Origin of the sequence: Klebsiella sp. TF21-TM (assembly GCF_019753495.1) — a bacterium.
GTDB classification, from domain to species: Bacteria; Pseudomonadota; Gammaproteobacteria; order Enterobacterales; family Enterobacteriaceae; genus Klebsiella; species Klebsiella quasipneumoniae.
This window is the reverse complement of sequence record NZ_JAIJYL010000027.1, coordinates 1-18,969: the sequence shown is the minus strand read 5'-3', so window position 1 is coordinate 18,969 and position 18,969 is coordinate 1. Positions and strand designations below refer to the sequence as shown.

The following is an 18,969-nucleotide window of genomic DNA, read 5'->3' as shown; positions in this document are numbered from 1 at the left end:
CGCCCTCGCTCACGCTCGAGTATTGCCCCCTTTTCCCTGGATGCTAAAAGCGCACGTTTTGCGTTTAGCTTCGACGCCAAAACTTGAGCATACCCACAATTATAACGTGTCTATATTACCGACTTCTGGCAAGTAATTATCATCTTATTAACATTCATCTTCCGCCGATAAATAGATTAAAAAAGCGCCATACCATCATAAAAATCAATACGCATAGAACAGAACGAAAATATAAAAAGAAGCCTAAAAAAAGCTAAATCACAGAGTAAAAAACTAAAATATTCATCTACACGGATTTAAATTTCATTTACCTCCCCATTCCCTATAGTGAACCCCGAACGCCGCTTCCGCGTGTTGATGCCGTTACGCGGACGGTTTTCCCGAATCACAAAACCTGTTCTGGAGGAGATCACGATGGGTGATGCATTGGGGCTTATCGAAACCAAAGGTCTGGTGGCCTGTATTGAAGCAGCGGACTCGATGTGTAAAGCCGCCAACGTCGAACTGATCGGCTATGAAAACGTCGGCTCCGGCCTGGTCACCGTGATGGTGAAGGGCGACGTCGGCGCGGTAAAAGCGGCGGTGGATTCCGGTGTGGAATCGGCGCAGCGCATCGGAGAAGTGGTGACCTCGCTGGTCATCGCGCGTCCGCATAACGACATCAACAAAATCGTCATTAAACACAAGGCCTGAAGGCCAGGAGAACGCAAATGGGTGATGCATTAGGTCTGATCGAAACCAAAGGTCTGGTGGCCTGCATTGAAGCAGCGGATGCGATGTGTAAAGCCGCCAACGTCGAACTGATCGGCTATGAAAACGTCGGTTCCGGCCTCGTCACCGCGATGGTGAAAGGCGACGTCGGCGCGGTGAAAGCGGCGGTGGATTCCGGCGTCGAATCGGCGCAGCGCATCGGCGAAGTGGTGACCTCGCTGGTCATCGCGCGTCCGCATAACGACATCAACAAAATCGTCTCGCATTACAAAATTGCGGACTAACGGAGAAACCTGATGAAAGAAGCGCTTGGTCTTATCGAAACCAAAGGTCTGGTGGCCTGTATTGAAGCCGCGGACGCGATGTGCAAAGCCGCCAACGTCGAATTGATTGGCTATGAAAACGTCGGCTCCGGCCTGGTCACCGCCATGGTGAAAGGCGACGTCGGCGCGGTCAACGCGGCGGTAGACTCCGGCGTGGAAGCGGCGAAACGCATTGGCGAAGTCGTCAGCTCTCGCGTCATCGCGCGTCCACATAACGACATCGAAAAAATCGCGGCGCAGCACAAAGCATGACCTGACAGGGCACGCCCCGTCCCCACTCTTTTCGTCTGATGAAGGATAGACTCATGATTGAACTGGATAACGATTTGCAGTCCCGGCAGAACGCCCGGGAACTGGTGCGCAACGCCAAAAAGGCGCAGGCAATGCTGGCCACCTTTTCGCAGCAGCAAATCGACGCCATCGTGAAAAACGTGGCCCAGGAAGCAGCGCACCACGCCGAAGCGCTGGCGAAAATGGCCGCGGAAGAGACCGGTTTTGGCAACTGGCAGGACAAAGTGCTGAAAAACCGCTTCGCCTCGCTGCGCGTCTACGACGCCATCAAAGATATGAAGACCGTTGGCATCATTCATGACGACCCGGTAAAAAAAGTGATGGACGTGGGCGTGCCGCTCGGCGTGATTTGCGCGCTGGTCCCCTCAACTAACCCAACCTCTACGGTTATCTACAAAGCGCTGATCGCCCTCAAGGCGGGCAACGCCATTATCTTCTCCCCGCATCCCGGCGCGCGTCAGTGCAGCTGGAAGGCGATTGAGATCGTCAAACGCGCGGCGGAAGCGGCCGGCGCGCCGGAGGGCTGCGTTGACGGCATCACCCAGCTGACCCTCGAAGCCACCTCAGAGCTGATGCACAGCAAAGACGTTTCGCTGATCCTCGCCACCGGCGGCGAGGGCATGGTGCGCGCGGCCTACGCGTCCGGCACCCCGACCATCAGCGGCGGTCCGGGCAACGGCCCGGCATTTATCGAACGCAGTGCCGATATCCACCACGCGGTGAAAGATATCATCACCAGCAAAACCTTCGATAATGGCGTGATCTGCGCCTCCGAGCAGTCGATCATCGTCGAAGGCTGCATTTATGATGAGGTTCACCGCGAGCTGGAAGCGCAGGGCGCTTACTTCATGAATGAAGATGAAGCGGCGAAAATGGCGGCGCTGCTGCTGCGCCCGAACGGCACCATCAACCCGAAAGTGGTCGGTAAAACCGCGTTGTACCTCAGCCAGATGGCCGGCTTCTGCGTCCCGGCCAGCACCAAAGTGCTGATCGCCGAGCAGACCACCGTCTCACCGAAAAACCCCTACTCGCGCGAAAAACTGTGCCCGGTACTCGGTCTGTACGTGGCTGAGGACTGGAAAGCCGCCTGCCACCGCGTGGTAGAGCTGCTGACTAATGAAGGGCTCGGCCATACGCTGGTGATCCACACCCGCAACCAGGACGTCATCCGCCAGTTCAGCCTCGAAAAACCGGTCAACCGCATCCTGATCAACACCCCGGCGGCGCTCGGCGGCATCGGCGCCACCACCAATATCTCCCCGGCGCTGACCCTCGGCTGCGGCGCTGTCGGCGGCGGCTCCAGCTCCGACAACGTCGGCCCGATGAACCTGCTCAATATCCGCAAAGTCGGCTATGGCGTGCGGTCGATTGACGAGCTTCGCGCGCCGGGCAGCCGCCCTGAGCCAAAGCCGACCATCGTCACGCCGGCGAGCGATCCGCAGCGCAGCATTCTTGATGACGTGCGTTTCAACGCTCCGGCCAGCGCTGCGCCAGCACACGCGGCAGGCAGCGATGACCGCTTCGCCAGCCCAGGCGCCGCAGCGAATGCGGAAGGCGCAATCAACGAACAAAACGTGGAACGCGTTATCCGCCAGGTGCTGGAGCGCCTTGCTAAGTAACGCACTGATATAAGGCGATATAACGATGATTCTCGCAAAGGTGACCGGCCATGTTGTCGCCACGCAAAAATGCGATGAGCTGCGCGGCAGCAACCTGCTGTTGATCACTCGCTTAGATGACAAACAGCAGCCGATGAAGGACCAGACCTGGGTCGCCGTCGATAACGTCGGCGCCGGTATGCACGACATCGTGCTGGCGGAAGAGTATTTCGCGCTCAATAAAGACCGCTACAAAGCGATGTCGGTGGTCGCCATTGTTGAGAAGGTGTTTCGGGACGCCGAACAGGAGTGAATAGCCCAATGAGTGAATTTTTACTGAAACCGCGGATTTGCTTCGGTCAGGACGCCCTCTCGGTGCTGAACGAACTTTCCGCCCGCAGCGTGCTGCTGGTGACCGATCAAGCGATGGTGAAGTTTGGCCTCGCCGAGCGCGTCACCGCCCTGCTGCGCCAGCGCGGGATCGCCTGGCAGGTGTGGGACGACGTGGTGGCGGATCCGGATATCGCCACCGTGGTGCGCGGTATGAAGCTGATGGATAACCACTACCCGGATCTGGTTATCGCGCTCGGCGGCGGTTCGGTAATCGATGCCGCCAAAGCGGTTATTTTCTCCCTGGCGCAAACCCGTCCGCTGGCCGACCGTCCCCGTCCGTGCTTCATCGCCATCCCGACCACCAGCGGTACCGGTTCGGAAGTCACCGCCTTTTCGGTGGTGAAAGCCAACGCGGAAAAGCTGGTGCTGGTGGATGCGTCATTGCTGCCGGATATCGCCATTCTGGACCCGGCGCTGGTGGCTTCGGTGCCGCCGGCAATTACCGCCGACACCGGCATGGACGTGCTGTGTCACGCCCTTGAGGCCTACGTCTCCCGCGCCGCCAGCGACTTTTCCGACGCCCTGGCGGAGAAAGTGGTGCAGCAGGTATTTCGCTATCTGCCGACCTGCTGGCGCAGCGGCGACAACCTGCAGGCGCGCGAAAAGATGCACAACGCCTCCTGCATGGCGGGGATGGCCTTCACCAACGCGTCGCTGGGGATAACCCACAGCCTGGCCCACGCCCTCGGCGGCGTCTTCCGCGTGCCCCATGGCCGCGCCAACGCCCTGCTGATGGCGCACGTCGTCGCCTGGAACGCTGATTATCACGGGCTGTGCGATACCGATGCCGCCCGCAAATATGCCCGACTAGCCCATCTGCTGGATCTACCTGCGGCCACTACCCGCCAGGGCGTCACCAGCCTGCTGGTCGCCATTCAGGCACTTAAAGACGAAATGAGCATGCCGGCCGGCATCCGCGATACCGGCGTTCTTGCAGACGAGTTTGAACAACGGCTGGCGGAGATGATCGGCCAGGCGTTACGCGACAGCTGTACTCCGACGAACCCACGCGCGCCGGATGCTCACGCACTGACCGAACTCTATCGCCGGGCATGGACCGGCAACGCCGTTCAGGGCCACTGATAACAAGATTTGGAGAACCTTACCCATGGCACACTACAGCTTAACGCCGCGCGTCAAAGTGCTGGCAGACCGTTTACTCGCCCAGAAAAGCACGCTGTGCACCGAACATGCCACCACGCTGAACGCCCTGGATGGCGATATCGCGGGCGTTCCCGCCGCCGTTAAACCGGCGCGCCGTTTCTATGAACTGATGCGCCAGCTGCCGCTGACCATCAGCCCCGATGAACTCATTGTCGGCAACCAGAGCCGTAAACCGCACGGGGCGATTTTCCATGACGAAAACGCGACCCGTCGCCCATCGGCTTTCCAGTTCCTCAACCTCAATAGCGATCTGGATTCGCCGGACTACAGGCTGGTGGTCGAAAAAGGGGTGCTGGCGATTAAGCACCAGCTGGAAGAGAAAACCCGCGCACTCGGCAGCGCGGTCAGCCGCAGCGGTATGGATGAAGTCAACGGCTGCCGCGCCGCCATCTACGCCTGCGACGCCCTGCTGGCGCTGGCGCAAAATCTGGCCAACAGCGCCGAGCAGCTGGCGGCGGCGGAGACCAATGCTTATCGCAAAGCCGAGCTGCTCGATAGCGCAGCCATTCTCCACCACGTGCCGGCCCATCCAGCGCGTAATTTCAAAGAAGCCTGCCAGGCGTTCTATCTGTTCCAGCTGGCGCTCCAGCTGGATAACGGCAGCTATGCAGTCAACCCGGAAGGGGCGGACAAGGCGCTGCTGCCTTACTTCCAGCGCGATATCAACAGCGGCGCGCTGAATACCCAGCAGGCGTATGAGCTCGTGGAGTGCCTGTGGTTCAAGCTGGCGGAACTGAGCGAAGTCCGCGCCGCCTGCGCCATTGACGGCTATCCGATGCTCGACGCCATGTTGCATGGCGCCGCTTTTGACCATGCCGAGGTGAACGAACTCTCGGCGATGTTCATCAGCGCCCAGCGCAATCTCAGCGCGTTGAATCTGCCGGTGCGTCTGTTTAGCGGCGCACAACAGGTCAGCCATGCGCCGTTCGCCGCCTGCGCCGACACGCCGGTGATGGAAGGGTTAACCCCGCGTATGCAGCGTCTGCGTAACCACTATCTGACGGTACGCCCGAGCGTCTCTATCTATCGCGCGCTGGCCTTTACCGAAGTGGTGAAAGCTAACCCAGGCATGCCGACCATTCTGCTGCGAGCGAAAGCCTTCCGCCACGCCTGCGAAACCGCGCCGATTCTGATTCAGGACGATGAGCTGATCGTCGGCCATCCGTGCGGCAAGCCGCGCGCGGGCGCCTTCTCGCCGGATATCGCCTGGCGCTGGGTGCGCGACGAGCTCGACACCATGAGCACCCGCCCGCAGGATCCGTTTGAGATCAGCGAAGCGGATAAAAAAACCATTCGCGAAGAGATCGTCCCATTCTGGGAAGGCCGTTCGCTGGATGAGATTTGCGAAGCGCAATACCGTGAGGCTGGCGTCTGGGCCTTCAGCGGCGAGACCTTCGTCAGCGACCTCTCCTATCACCAGATTAACGGCGGCGGCGATACCTGCCCGGGCTACGACGTGCTGCTGTTCACCAAAGGGATGAACGGCATTAAAGCCGATGCCGAGGCGCATCTGGCCAGCCTGAGCATGGAAAATCCGGAAGATATCGACCGCATTTACTACTACAAAGCGGCGATTGAAACCTGCGAAGGGGTGGTCAACTACGCTCGCCGCATCGCCGCCCATGCCCGCGAACTGGCGGCTAAAGAGCAAAACGCCCAGCGCCGCGCCGAGCTGCTGACCATCGCCGACGTCAACGAAAACGTGCCGGCCAATCCGCCGAAGACCTTGCAGGAAGCGCTGCAGAGTATCTGGACCGTCGAATCACTGTTTGAAATCGAAGAGAACCAGACCGGGCTGTCGCTGGGGCGCGTCGACCAGTACTGCTATCCGATGTTCGAAGCCGATATCCGCGAAGGCCGCTTGACCCATGACACCGCGCTGGAGCTGCTGCAGGCGTTTATCATCAAATGTGCCGAACTGATGTGGATGTCGAGCGAACTGGGAGCGAAATATTTCGCGGGTTATCAGCCGTTTATCAACCTCACCGTTGGCGGCCAGAAACGTAGCGGCGGCGATGCCTGTAACGATCTGACCTATCTGATTATGGACGCCGTGCGCTTCGTGAAGGTTTACCAGCCGTCGCTGGCCTGCCGTATCCACAACCAGTCGCCGCAGAAATACATGGAAAAAATCGTCGACGTGGTGAAAGCGGGAATGGGCTTCCCGGCCTGCCACTTCGATGACTCCCACATCAAGATGATGCTGCGCAAAGGCTTCGATTTTGAAGACGCCCGCGATTACTGCCTGATGGGCTGCGTTGAACCGCAGAAATCCGGGCGCATCTACCAGTGGACCTCCACCGGCTACACCCAGTGGCCTATCGCTATCGAGTTCGTGCTTAACCGCGGGCGGATGGTGCTGTTCGATAGCTATCAGGGGCTGGACACCGGCGACCTGCGCGACCTGCGCACCTTCGAAGCATTCGACGCGGCGGTAAAACAGCAGATCGCCCATATCGTGCGCCTGTCGGCTATCGGCACCGTCATCAGCCAGCGCGTCCACCGCGATGTGGCGCCGAAGCCGCTGATGTCGCTGCTGGTCGAAGGCTGCATGGAAAGCGGCAAAGATGTCGCCGCCGGCGGCGCGATGGTCAACCACGGTCCGGGGCTGATTTTCTCCGGTCTGGCGACCTACGTCGACTCGATGGCGGCGATCCGCAAGCTGGTGTTCGAAGAGAAGAAATACCCCCTTGAGCAGATCCGCGATGCGCTGCTGGCCAACTTTGAAGGTTACGAAGCGCTGCGTCGCGACTGCCTGAACGCGCCGAAATACGGTAACGACGATAACTATGTCGACCAGTACGCGCTGGATATTACCGAATGGACCGAGAAAGAGTGCCGTAAGTACAAGATGCTCTACTCGACCCTCAGCCACGGCACCCTGTCTATCTCCAACAACACGCCCATCGGCGAGCTGACCAACGCCACGCCGAACGGCCGCCTGGCGTGGATGCCGCTCTCCGACGGCATCAGCCCGACCCAGGGCGCGGATAAGCAAGGCCCAACGGCGATTATCAAGTCGGTCAGCAAGATGAACGTGGAAACCATGAATATCGGCATGGTGCACAACTTCAAATTCCTCAAAGGGCTGCTGGATACCCCGGAAGGTCGCCATGGCCTGATTACCTTGCTGCGTACCGCCTCGATTCTCGGCAATGGCCAGATGCAGTTCAGCTATGTCGATAACGAAGTGCTGAAGAAGGCGCAGCAGGAGCCGGAAAAATACCGCGACCTGATCGTCCGCGTCGCCGGCTACAGCGCCTACTTCGTTGAGCTGTGCAAAGAGGTCCAGGACGAGATCATCAGCCGTACGGTGATTGAGAAGTTCTAGTTCTCTTAAAGAGAATTAAATGAGCTGTATTTGAGAAATAACCGGAAGTTCTCCGTCCCGTAACGGGACGGAGCGGGAGGCAAGCGTGATCGCAAAACAAGAATTAACGGGCCGCATTTTCAATATCCAGAAATATTCGATCTATGACGGCGATGGCATTCGCACGCTGGTGTTTTTTAAGGGCTGCAACATTCGCTGCCCGTGGTGCGCCAACCCGGAAGGGCTGAGCAGCCAATTCCAGGTGATGTTCTCGCACGACAAATGCATTAACTGCGGCGACTGCGTCAGCGTCTGTCCGGCGGGTATTCATTATCGGGCGGAAGAGAATGGCGAAATGAAGCACTTCGTCGATCGCCATAAAGACTGCATCGGCTGCCGCAAATGTGAAGAGATTTGCACCCAGAACGCGCTGGACATTATGGGCAAGGACGTCACCGTCAGCGAGCTGATGGAGATCATCATGCAGGACTATGACTTCTACACCTCCTCCGGCGGCGGCGTCACCATCGGCGGCGGCGAGATGAGCCTGCAGACCGATTTTGCCGTCGCCTTATTCAGCGAATGCAAAAAGATGATGATTAACACCGCCGTCGAAACCCAGGGCACCACACCGCTTGCCAACTACCAGAAGCTGGCGCCGGTCACCGACACCTTCTTATTCGACATTAAGCAGATTAACAGCGAACACCACAAGGCGATGCTCGGCATCGGCAACGAAGGGATTCGCCGCAATCTCGAATGGCTGGTAGATTCCGGCGCCAACGTCATTGTGCGTATGCCGCTCATTCGCGGCTACAACGACTCATTCGACGCCATTACCGGCGCCATTGATTACGTACAGAAGCTGGCGAAGCGCGGGAATATCCGCCGCATCGACATGCTGCCGTACCACCAGCTGGGACGCAAAAAGTACGAACGCCTGGATATGCCCTACCCGATTAGCCAGGACCCGTCTTATTCGCCGGATGAACTGGACCGGCTGGAAGCCTTCTTCCGGCAATTTGATTTTGATATTCGCTTAGTCCGCCATTAACAGGAGCCGACCATGAAAAGTTTAGGCGTAATTGAAACGCGAGGATGGGTCGCCGCCATTCAGGCCGTCGACGCCGCCTGTAAAGCCGCGGGAGTGACCTGCATTGGCTATCGCAAACCAGGCTCCGGGCTGGTGAGCGTCTGCTTTGAAGGGGAAATCAGCGCCATCCACACCGCTATCGAACGCGGCGTGGCGGTTGCCGGCGCCGAGCACACCGTGAAGTCGCTGGTCATTGCCCGTCCGGAGCGCTGCGTGGTTGAAGCCTTAAGCAACCTCAAAGGCAACCCTCCGCGCGAGGAAACAACGGAAGAACCGGTGGTTATCACCGCCCCGGAACCCTTCGTTCCGCCCGCTATCCCGAACGAAGCGGAAGATAAGCACCCAGCGCTGAAGAAAGGGAAGAAGTCATGATCGACACTTTGCTTCGCGAAAAAATCGCCGCCCGCCTGAGCGCAACGGCGCCGGCGATCCCGGTGGGGATCTCCAACCGCCACGTCCATCTCGCGCAACAGGACGTCGAGGCGTTGTTCGGTAAAGGCTACAGCCTGACGCCGTTCAAACCGCTGCGCCAGCCGGGGCAGTTCGCCGCCCAGGAGTGCGTGACCGTCGTCGGGCCGAAGGGCTCGCTGACCAACGTCCGTATCCTCGGGCCGACCCGCCCGCTATCGCAACTGGAAGTGTCGCGCGCCGACTGCTTCACGCTCGGCATTCAAGCGCCAGTTCGTGAGTCCGGTCAACTGGAGAATGCCGGTAGCGCGCTGCTGATTGGCCCCGCCGGTCACGTTGAGCTCCATTCTCAGGTGATCTGCGCCTGGCGGCATATTCATATGTCGCCGCAGGACGCGCGCCAGCTCAACGTCAGCAATGGCCAGAAGGTCAGCGTGCGCAGCAACGGCGAGCGTCAGCTGACTTTCGATGAAGTGGTGGTGCGGGTGCGCGATGACTTCGCGCTGGAATTTCACATCGACACCGAAGAAGCCAATGCCGCCGGGTTAAAAAACGGCGCGCAGGTGACGCTCATCGGCTAACGGAGGCTCGCCATGACCGACGAACAGATTGAAGGTGTAGTTGCGCGGATTTTGCAGCGCCTGCGGCCGCCGGTACTGGTAATGGTCACCGCCGCAGACGGCTACCGCGCGGCAATCCGCCAGCGCCTGGCGGGAAGCGGCTATCTGCTGCGCCTCGCGCTGGAGGAGGGTCTCGCCGACGCCGCCGCCTGGCGAGAGGTGGGCGAGATTATCCCGTCATCGGCCTGGCAGGATGCCTTGCCGTCAGCGCCATGGCGGGCGGTACTGCTGCCGTATCTCGATTATCCGCTGGCTTCAGACCTGCTGAACGGCACCCTGCGCAATCCGGTTTCCCGCTGCGCGCACGAGGCGCTGCTGGCGGGTATTCCGGTTCTGGCCCTGCGCTACCACTGCGATCCGCACAGCGAGCTCAACCAGCTGCGCGGCGCGCAGGCCGGCAGCGCCTATGCCGGGCATCTGCAGGCCACGCTGGCTCGTCTGGAAGCCTGCGGCGTCTTCCTCGGCACCATGAATGAGCTGCTGGCGAAGCTGGACGCACCCACCGCGCCGGCCGCCGCCAGCAGCGAACCGCGCCGTTATCTTACCGTCACAGACGTGGTGAATAATCCGGCGCTGGCGGCGGCCCCGCGCGCTCAGCTGACCGATGCGGCCATTGATTACTTAAAAAACAGAAAGATATGACCTTACCCAACGAAAAACCTGGAGCTTAACGATGTCTTCGAAAACAAAATGCTGGTTATGGATGCTGCTGGTTATCCTCTCCGAAACCTCGGCAACCTCGACGTTAAAAATGTTCGGTAGCAGCGAAGGCGGCAGCAAAATGCTGCTGCTCGGGCTGCTGATTGCGCTTTACTGCACCTGCTATTACTCGCTCTCAAGGGCGGTGAAAGATATACCGGTCGGTCTGGCGTACGCCACCTGGTCCGGCACCGGCATTCTGGTGGTCTCGACGCTGGGAATGGCATTCTACGGCCAGCACCCGGATACCGCCGCCATCATCGGCATGGCGGTGATCGCCAGCGGCATCATTATCATGAACCTGTTCTCGAAAATGGGCTCCGAAGCGAGCGAAGAGGCGGCGCCCGCCGCGCCAGCCGCCGCCATGGATAAGAACATCGCTAACTAACAGGAAAGGAATACCCCCTATGTTTAATCTCGGATTTTTATGGCTGGCGCTGTCTATCGGCTCCGAAATCACCGGCACCTCGATGATCAAAAAGACCAACGGTTTCAGCAAACTGGCCCCTTCGGTGCTGGTGGTCTGCGCCTACGGCCTCTGCTACTTCGCCCTCACCCGCGCAATGAGCACCATCCCGGTGGGCGTGGCCTACTCGCTGTGGTGCGGCTTCGGTATCGTCGGCGTCACCATCTGCTCCATGATCCTCTATAAGCAGAAACCGGACCTGGCGGCCATTATCGCCATGGCGCTGATTATCTCCGGCGGCGTGATCATGAACGTCTTCTCGACCATGTAACAGCGGTCGTTTTATCCTGTTACCCGGCCTGTGCGTGCAGTCCGTAGGCCCGCGCCAGCGCAGCGCCGCCGGGCATTTTACCAAACGGGGTTTACCCCACTATGGTTTCGTGGCAGGATAAAAAGATGAACAGAAACGCGATCGTAACCTATCCCCGCCGTTGGTGGCTGCCTGCATAACAGGCGGCACGATACACGTTTCCATTTTCAAAGCCGCCGGAAGGCGGCTTTGGTGTTTTCAGGACGTCTTTCGGCTGAACAGTCTGATAAGGAGTCCCTGATGAACCATCCGCAAACCATCCTCACTGGCGACCGCCCCACCGGCCAGCTACATCTTGGCCACTACGTCGGCTCGCTGCGCCAGCGCGTCGCGCTGCAGCACGACCACCAGCAGTTTATCCTGATCGCCGACCTGCAAGGGCTCACTGACAACGGCAGCAACCCGCAAAAAATAAGCCATCATATTCTCGAAGTGATGGCCGATTATCTGGCCGTCGGCATTGACCCCAGGCTCACCACGATCTGCCTGCAGTCCGCCCTGCCCGCGCTGGCGGAGCTCAGCGCGCTGTATATGAATATCGTCACCGTCGCCCGTGTGGAACGTAATCCGACGGTCAAAAATGAGATTGCCCAGAAGGGATTCGCCCGTTCGCTGCCGGTGGGCTTTCTCGCCTATCCGATTAGCCAGGCGGCAGATATCACCGCCTTCAAAGCCGAACTGGTGCCAGTGGGCGACGATCAGCTACCGATGATTGAGCAGACCAACGAGATCGTCCACAAGATGAATAGCCTCACCGGCGCGCCAGTGCTGCGCCACTGCAAGGCGCTACTCAGCGAAGTGAGCCGCCTGCCGGGCGTCGACGGCAACGCCAAAATGTCGAAATCGCTGGGCAATACGCTGACGTTATCGGCCAGTGAAGAGGAGATCCACCGCGCGGTCAGCGCGATGTATACCGACCCGACGCACCTGAGAGTCAGCGATCCGGGGCATGTCGACGGCAACGTGGTGTTCACCTATCTCGACGCTTTCCATAGCGATAAGGCACTGGTGGCTGAGATGAAAGCCCACTATCAGCGCGGCGGGCTGGGGGATCGCCAGTGTAAGAATGAACTGGAAACCTGCCTGCAGGCGCTACTGGCGCCGATCCGCGAACGGCGGGCCACCTTTATTCAGGATAAAGGGATGCTGCTGGAGCTGCTGCGTCAGGGCAGCGAGCGCGCCCACCAGTTGACGCAGCAGACGCTGCATGAGGTGAAACGAGGTCTGGGGCTGCCGGTGCTGTTCTGAGGTGATGAAAGGTTTCCGGTAGTGGATATTTTGTTAACGCGCCGACAAGACCATTCCTTTAGTGTGGACAATACCGCCTCGAATGTTACTATCACGTTAACGGTAGCTCTCACTATGCGTGTTTCATTAAGGCCAGGATCGCTGATGATGACCACATAAGTAGTACAGCGTTCGGCTGCGCATCGACGCGGTAGAGCGCTGCGTCAGCGGCCCTTCCCCACTCATTCGTCCTTCGCAAGGAGGACGCTCCGCCCGTCGGAGAAGACACGCGTATCACTTCGCACAGGGAATCAAGCGAGTCGCGTATGGACAAAATAAAGAAACGTTGGACAGGGTATTTTGTCGGCTTACTGGTGGTACTCGCCGCCGCAGCATGGTGGCTGCTGCGCCCGCCGGGCCTCCCGGAGGGTTTTGCCAGTAGCAACGGACGAATCGAAGCCACCGAGGTGGATATTGCCAGCAAAATCGCCGGGCGTATCGACACCATTCTGGTCAAAGAGGGTCAGTTCGTGCACCAGGGAGAGGTGCTGGCGAGAATGGATACCCGTGTACTGAACGAGCAGCGTCTTGAAGCCGCCGCGCAAATCAAGGAAGCAGAAAGCGCGGTCCTGGCCGCCAGAGCCTTGCTCGATCAGCGGCAAAGTGAAATGCGCGCCAGCGAAGCGGTAGTGAAGCAGCGTCAGGCGGAGCTGGATTCCACGTCAAAACGCCATGTTCGCTCAAACACCCTCTCTCAGCGTGGCGCCGTCTCCGCCCAGCAGCTGGATGACGATCGCGCCGCGGCGGAGAGCGCTCGCGCGGCGCTGGAGTCGGCGAAAGCCCAGGTCTCTGCCGCCCGCGCCGCCATCGAGGCCGCCCGCACCAGTATTATTCAGGCGCAAACCCGCGTCGAAGCCGCCCAGGCGACCGAGCGGCGGATCCTGGCCGATATTGACGATAGCGAGCTGAAAGCCCCCCGCGACGGCCGTATTCAGTATCGCGTCGCCGAGCCGGGTGAAGTGCTGGCCGCCGGTGGTCGGGTGCTGAATATGGTCGATCTCGCCGACGTCTATATGACTTTCTTTCTGCCCACCGAACAGGCGGGTCTGCTGGCGCTCGGCAGCGAAGCGCGCTTGATCCTCGATGCCGCTCCGGATCTGGTGATCCCGGCCAATATCAGCTTTGTCGCCAGCGTCGCCCAGTTCACGCCGAAAACGGTGGAGACCCGCGACGAGCGTCTCAAACTGATGTTCCGCGTCAAAGCGCGTATCCCGCCGGAGCTGCTGGCGCAGCACCTGGAGTATGTCAAAACCGGTCTGCCCGGCATGGCTTACGTGCGGCTGGATAACCAGCAGTCCTGGCCTGAAGCCCTGACGGTAAGGTTGCCGCAATGATACTGACGCCACAGGATACCTCGCCCCCCGTCGCCCGGCTGGACAACGTTGGCCAGCGCTTCGGCACCACCGTGGCGCTGCGGGATATCAGTCTGGCGATCCCGGCGCGGCGCATGGTCGGCCTGATTGGCCCGGACGGCGTCGGCAAATCGAGCCTGCTCTCTCTCATCGCCGGGGCGCGGGCTATTGAGCAGGGTAACGTGATGGTGCTCGGCGGGGATATGCGCGACGTTCATCACCGCCGCGAGGTGTGCCCGAAGATTGCCTGGATGCCGCAGGGGCTGGGGAAAAACCTCTATCACACCCTTTCGGTGTATGAAAACGTCGACTTCTTCGCCCGCCTGTTTGGCCACGATAAAGCCGAACGCGAATCTCGTATCAACGAGCTGCTGCAGAGCACCGGGCTGGCGCCGTTTCGCGATCGCCCGGCGGGTAAGCTCTCCGGCGGGATGAAGCAAAAGCTGGGGCTCTGTTGCGCCCTTATCCACGACCCGCAGCTGCTGATCCTCGATGAACCCACCACCGGCGTCGACCCGCTTTCCCGGGCGCAGTTCTGGGAGCTTATCGACAGCATTCGTCAGCGCCAGCCGGAGATGAGCGTACTGGTGGCCACCGCCTACATGGAAGAGGCTGAGCGCTTTGACTGGCTGGTGGCGATGAACGCCGGCGAGGTGCTGGCGACCGGTACCGCTGCGGAGCTGAAAGCGCAGACCGGCAGTCAGACGCTGGAGCAGGCGTTTATCGCCCTGCTGCCGGAAGCGCAGCGCCAGGCGCATAAGGCAGTGGTAATCCCGCCGCGCGACGACCGCGAGGAAGAGATCGCCATCGAAGCCCGTGGGCTGACCATGCGCTTTGGCGACTTCGTCGCCGTCGACCACGTTAACTTCCGCATCGCCCGCGGTGAAATCTTCGGCTTCCTCGGCTCCAACGGCTGCGGCAAATCCACCACCATGAAGATGCTCACCGGCCTGCTGCCCGCCAGCGAAGGCGAAGCCTGGCTGTTCGGCCAGCCGGTCGACCCGAAAGATATCGCTACCCGCCAGCGGGTGGGCTATATGTCGCAGGCTTTCTCGCTCTATAGCGAACTGACCGTCCGGCAAAACCTCGAACTGCACGCCCGCCTGTTTCATATTCCGGACGGCGAGATCTCCGGGCGGGTGGCGGAAATGAGCGAGCGCTTCATGCTCAGCGAGGTGGAAGACGCCCTGCCCACCGCCCTGCCGCTGGGCATCCGTCAGCGTCTGTCGCTGGCGGTGGCGGTCATCCATCGCCCGGAAATGCTGATCCTCGACGAACCCACCTCCGGGGTCGATCCGGTGGCACGGGATATGTTCTGGCAGCTGATGGTCGACCTCGCGCGTCAGGATCGGGTGACCATTTTTATCTCCACCCACTTTATGAATGAGGCAGAACGCTGCGACCGCATCTCGCTGATGCACGCCGGCAAGGTGCTGGCCAGCGATACGCCGCAGGCGCTGGTCGAGCAGCGCGGTGCCGCCAGCCTCGAAGAGGCGTTTATCGCCTGGCTCCAGGAGGCGCAGCCAACCGCCGCAGCTCCTGAGGAACCTGCGCCTGCTGCAGCATCCCATCCAGAACGCGCGGCCCCGCGCCAGGCCTTCAGTCTGCAACGGCTGTTCAGCTACAGCCGCCGCGAGGCGCTTGAGCTGCGCCGCGATCCGGTGCGCTCGACGCTGGCGCTGCTGGGAACGGTGATCCTGATGTTTATCATGGGCTATGGGATCAGCATGGACGTCGAGGATCTGCGCTTGGCGGTACTCGACCGCGATCAAACCCTCAGCAGTCAGGGCTGGTCGCAGAATATCGCTGGCTCACGTTACTTTATCGAACAGGCGCCGCTGCGCAGTTACGATGAGCTCGACCGGCGGATGCGCGACGGCGAGCTGGCGGTGGCGATAGAGATCCCGCCGAACTTTGGCCGCGATATCGCCCGCGGCACGCCGGTGCAAATCGGCGTCTGGGTGGATGGCGCAATGCCAAACCGCGCGGAAACGGTACGCGGCTACGTGCAGGCTATGCATCTGGCCTGGCTGCAGGAGATGGCTGCCCGGCAGAGCAGTCCGCAGCGCGCTACCTCTCTCATCTCCATTGAGACCCGCTATCGCTATAATCCGGACGTGAAGAGCCTGCCGGCCATCGTCCCGGCGGTGATCCCGCTGCTGCTGATGATGATCCCGGCGATGCTCAGCGCCCTGAGCGTGGTACGCGAGAAGGAGCTCGGGTCGATCATCAACCTGTACGTGACGCCGACCACCCGCAGCGAATTCCTGCTCGGCAAGCAGGTGCCTTACATCGTACTGGGAATGTTTAACTTCTTTTTGCTGTGCGCGCTGTCGGTCTTCGTCTTTGGCGTATCACATAAGGGCAGCTTCCTGACGCTGAGCCTGGCGGCGCTGCTCTATGTCACCATCGCCACCGGACTGGGACTGCTGATCTCAACCTTTATGAAGAGCCAAATCGCCGCCATCTTCGGCACCGCCATCATTACGCTCATCCCGGCGACCCAGTTCTCCGGGATGATCGATCCGGTGGCGTCGCTGGAAGGCCCCGGGCGCTGGATTGGACAAATCTACCCGACCAGCCACTTCCTGACTATCGCCCGCGGCACCTTCTCCAAAGCGCTGAATCTCAGCGATTTGTGGGGCTCCTTTATTCCCCTACTGATTGCGGTGCCGCTGGTGCTCGGGCTGAGCGTGTTGCTGCTGAAGAAACAGGAGGGGTGATGCGCGGATTACGTAATATTTATAACCTCGGCGTTAAAGAGCTGCGCAGCCTGCTGGGTGATAAAGCGATGCTGGCGCTGATCGTGTTTGCTTTTACCGTGTCGGTGTACTCCTCAGCTACGGTGATGCCCGGCTCGCTGCACCTGGCGCCGATTGCGGTTGCCGATATGGATAAGTCGCAGCTCTCTTCACGCATCATTAACGCTTTCTACCGCCCCTGGTTTCTCGAACCGGAGCTGATCACCGCTGATGAGATGGACGCCGGCCTGGATGCCGGGCGCTACACTTTCGCCATCAATATTCCGCCAAATTTCCAGCGCGATGTGCTGGCCGGCCGCCAGCCGGAAGTGCAGGTCAACGTCGACGCCACGCGCATGAGCCAGGCCTTTACCGGCAACGGCTATATCCAGAATATTATTAACGGCGAAGTAAACGGCTTCATTGCCCGCTATCGGGAGAACAGCGTGCTGCCGGTAGAGCTGGCGGTAAGAATGCGCTTTAACCCTAACCTGGAACAGGAGCGCTTTGGCGCGGTGATGGCGATCATCAACAACATCACCATGCTGGCTATTGTCCTCACCGGCTCGGCGCTGATCCGCGAGCGCGAGCACGGTACCATCGAGCACCTGCTGGTGATGCCGGTTACGCCATTTGAGATCATGATGGCCAAGATCTGGTCGATGGGGCTGGTGGTGCTGGTGGTCTCCGGGCTGTCGCTGCTGCTGATGGTTCAGGGGATTTTGCAGGTGCCCATTGAGGGGTCGATTCCACTGTTTATGCTGGGGGTGGCGCTCAGCCTGTTCGCCACCACCTCGATCGGCATTTTTATGGGCACCCTCGCCCGCTCGATGCCGCAGCTGGGGCTGCTGATGATCCTGGTGCTGCTGCCGCTGCAGATGCTCTCTGGCGGCTCCACGCCCCGGGAAAGTATGCCGCAGCTGGTTCAGGATATCATGTTGACCATGCCGACCACCCACTTCGTCAGTCTGGCGCAGGCGATTCTGTACCGCGGCGCCAGCTTCAGTATCGTCTGGCCGCAGTTCTTAACCTTGCTGGCTATCGGAGCGGTGTTCTTTACTATCGCCCTGCTGCGTTTTCGCAAAACGATTGGTCAGATGGCGTAAGGGCTTAAGAAGGGCCGTCGACTCCCGGCGGCCCGAATGGTTTATTTGTGGCGATTCATAAAGTGGCGAAGACCCCAGGTGAAGGCCATCGCCATGCTGAAGAGAATGAACAGCAGCACCACCCAGCTGACGGAGATGCGCAGCAGCGTGCCGGGGGTCATAAACGGCTGCAGATAGACAGTGAAGGACTGGGCGGGTGATTTCCCCAGCAGTTCATACAGGTTATCCGTCAGCCACACGCCGACCCGGCAGAACAGCCAGATTATCGCTGGCCAGCAGAGCAGCACCAGAAAGGTAAAGCGCTCCTGAAGGTAGGTGAAGAGCCGGCGCAACGGCGACCAGTTAAGCAGGATTTTCATTTCTATTCTCATATTGCCAGCCGATAACCAGAGCAGATAGCGCAAGGTACGTCGGACAGCATCCATACAGGCAATCATCCCTCTTTGTATATCAAATTTGCTGTCATATAAACCAGATCAAGTTAACAAAGTGTTAATGATATAGCGCATCAAGCCCAAAAACCGGCAAGATGCATACCCATTGTTGCAATAAATGGGGAGTGAAGTCCTCAGCGGCGGAAATAATTTCGTAATTTCGCTAACGCGTTAATATCCCGAAAGAAGAAGCAGCGCTATTATTTCGCAGAGCACAAGATAATAGCGCTGAAATAGAGAGAGATATTTAACCGTAGCCACTGATAATTATTTTTCGACTCGTATCATTGGATAAATTCACGGTACGAGCGACCACACCACGCGCGTAATTCTCAGTATTTTGCGAGGCAAAAAGATAGGTATTTTTCCCGCAGCGTTGCAGAGGTTGTTTATTCACCATACCCGTGTTGCAGGTTTCTGACACCACCCGCCCGGAGAGCGTCAGGTTGGCGGATTAGCGAAGCAGTAGCAGGACTTCAGGCGATATTTTTCCCTGAGTCAGTGCTGCATAGCTTGTCCGCGCCACAGGGGCGTAGCCCCATGTCAGATCCGTAGCCCCGGTAAGCGCAGCGCCACCGGGGAAATATACCCCACACAGCAAAAAACCCCGCACCTTTCGGGACGGGGTTCTTTTTAAACGCAAAAACAAAAAGCTCAGTCTTT

The 18,969-nt window shown here is 59.5% G+C and carries 20 protein-coding genes; 17 read left to right on the top strand and 3 right to left on the bottom strand.

What is annotated here, in order from left to right; translation table 11 throughout:
* Positions 1-414: 414 nt before the first annotated feature.
* From K5R89_RS21405 to K5R89_RS21325, 17 genes are all read left to right on the top strand, one after another.
* Complete coding sequence (locus K5R89_RS21405; protein ID WP_004182810.1) at positions 415-693, top strand: BMC domain-containing protein; 279 nt, start codon at positions 415-417, stop codon at positions 691-693.
* Positions 694-710: 17 nt separating this feature from the next.
* Positions 711-995, top strand: coding sequence for a BMC domain-containing protein (locus tag K5R89_RS21400; RefSeq protein WP_002442227.1), 285 nt, complete (start codon positions 711-713; stop codon positions 993-995).
* A gap of 12 nt (positions 996-1,007) precedes the next feature.
* Positions 1,008-1,286, top strand: a complete 279-nt coding sequence (locus K5R89_RS21395; protein ID WP_004146125.1) for a BMC domain-containing protein — start codon at positions 1,008-1,010, stop codon at positions 1,284-1,286.
* A 53-nt stretch (positions 1,287-1,339) separates the two neighbouring features.
* Entirely contained in the window at positions 1,340-2,944 is a 1,605-nt protein-coding gene (locus tag K5R89_RS21390) for an acetaldehyde dehydrogenase (acetylating) (RefSeq protein ID WP_087824316.1), read from the top strand.
* Positions 2,945-2,969: 25 nt separating this feature from the next.
* Complete coding sequence (locus tag K5R89_RS21385) at positions 2,970-3,236, top strand: EutN/CcmL family microcompartment protein (protein ID WP_017899143.1); 267 nt, start codon at positions 2,970-2,972, stop codon at positions 3,234-3,236.
* 8 nt (positions 3,237-3,244) lie between these two features.
* Positions 3,245-4,399: a 1-propanol dehydrogenase PduQ gene (locus K5R89_RS21380; RefSeq protein ID WP_064187909.1), complete on the top strand. Its 1,155-nt coding sequence runs from the start codon at positions 3,245-3,247 to the stop codon at positions 4,397-4,399.
* Between the two features lie 25 nt (positions 4,400-4,424).
* Positions 4,425-7,811: a choline trimethylamine-lyase gene (cutC, locus tag K5R89_RS21375; protein WP_217259545.1), complete on the top strand. Its 3,387-nt coding sequence runs from the start codon at positions 4,425-4,427 to the stop codon at positions 7,809-7,811.
* An 85-nt stretch (positions 7,812-7,896) separates the two neighbouring features.
* Positions 7,897-8,844 carry a choline TMA-lyase-activating enzyme gene (gene cutD / locus K5R89_RS21370; RefSeq protein ID WP_087824318.1) on the top strand — a complete coding sequence of 316 codons (948 nt, stop codon included), beginning with the start codon at positions 7,897-7,899 and terminating at the stop codon, positions 8,842-8,844.
* Positions 8,845-8,856: 12 nt separating this feature from the next.
* Positions 8,857-9,255, top strand: a complete 399-nt coding sequence (locus K5R89_RS21365; RefSeq protein WP_049116155.1) for a BMC domain-containing protein — start codon at positions 8,857-8,859, stop codon at positions 9,253-9,255.
* Positions 9,252-9,872: a phosphate propanoyltransferase gene (locus tag K5R89_RS21360; RefSeq protein ID WP_087827576.1), complete on the top strand. Its 621-nt coding sequence runs from the start codon at positions 9,252-9,254 to the stop codon at positions 9,870-9,872. Before K5R89_RS21365 ends, K5R89_RS21360 begins: the two co-directional genes overlap by 4 nt.
* 12 nt (positions 9,873-9,884) lie before the next feature.
* Positions 9,885-10,553, top strand: coding sequence for a hypothetical protein (locus K5R89_RS21355; RefSeq protein WP_049116157.1), 669 nt, complete (start codon positions 9,885-9,887; stop codon positions 10,551-10,553).
* A gap of 31 nt (positions 10,554-10,584) precedes the next feature.
* Positions 10,585-10,998, top strand: coding sequence for a multidrug efflux SMR transporter (locus K5R89_RS21350; RefSeq protein WP_017899148.1), 414 nt, complete (start codon positions 10,585-10,587; stop codon positions 10,996-10,998).
* 19 nt (positions 10,999-11,017) lie between these two features.
* Entirely contained in the window at positions 11,018-11,347 is a 330-nt protein-coding gene (locus K5R89_RS21345) for a multidrug efflux SMR transporter (protein ID WP_004204123.1), read from the top strand.
* 279 nt (positions 11,348-11,626) lie between these two features.
* A complete protein-coding gene (gene trpS / locus K5R89_RS21340; RefSeq protein ID WP_087827577.1) occupies positions 11,627-12,634 on the top strand; it encodes a tryptophan--tRNA ligase in 1,008 nt (335 codons plus the stop codon).
* Between the two features lie 305 nt (positions 12,635-12,939).
* Positions 12,940-14,007 carry an HlyD family secretion protein gene (locus K5R89_RS21335; protein WP_087827578.1) on the top strand — a complete coding sequence of 356 codons (1,068 nt, stop codon included), beginning with the start codon at positions 12,940-12,942 and terminating at the stop codon, positions 14,005-14,007.
* Positions 14,004-16,748: a ribosome-associated ATPase/putative transporter RbbA gene (gene rbbA, locus K5R89_RS21330; protein ID WP_217259544.1), complete on the top strand. Its 2,745-nt coding sequence runs from the start codon at positions 14,004-14,006 to the stop codon at positions 16,746-16,748. The genes K5R89_RS21335 and rbbA overlap by 4 nt, the downstream gene beginning before the upstream one ends.
* Complete coding sequence (locus tag K5R89_RS21325) at positions 16,748-17,872, top strand: ABC transporter permease (protein ID WP_048336335.1); 1,125 nt, start codon at positions 16,748-16,750, stop codon at positions 17,870-17,872. Before rbbA ends, K5R89_RS21325 begins: the two co-directional genes overlap by 1 nt.
* Positions 17,873-17,913: 41 nt before the next feature.
* Here K5R89_RS21325 and K5R89_RS21320 read toward each other — a convergent pair whose 3' ends face one another.
* From K5R89_RS21320 to K5R89_RS21310, 3 genes are all read right to left on the bottom strand, one after another.
* Positions 17,914-18,231, bottom strand: a complete 318-nt coding sequence (locus K5R89_RS21320; RefSeq protein ID WP_072421086.1) for a hypothetical protein — start codon at positions 18,229-18,231, stop codon at positions 17,914-17,916.
* A 322-nt stretch (positions 18,232-18,553) separates the two neighbouring features.
* Entirely contained in the window at positions 18,554-18,751 is a 198-nt protein-coding gene (locus tag K5R89_RS27890; protein WP_074186195.1) for a DUF2574 family protein, read from the bottom strand.
* A 31-nt stretch (positions 18,752-18,782) separates the two neighbouring features.
* Positions 18,783-18,969 (bottom strand): hypothetical protein (locus K5R89_RS21310; RefSeq protein ID WP_221853872.1); only part of this gene is annotated, 187 nt, incomplete at its 5' end.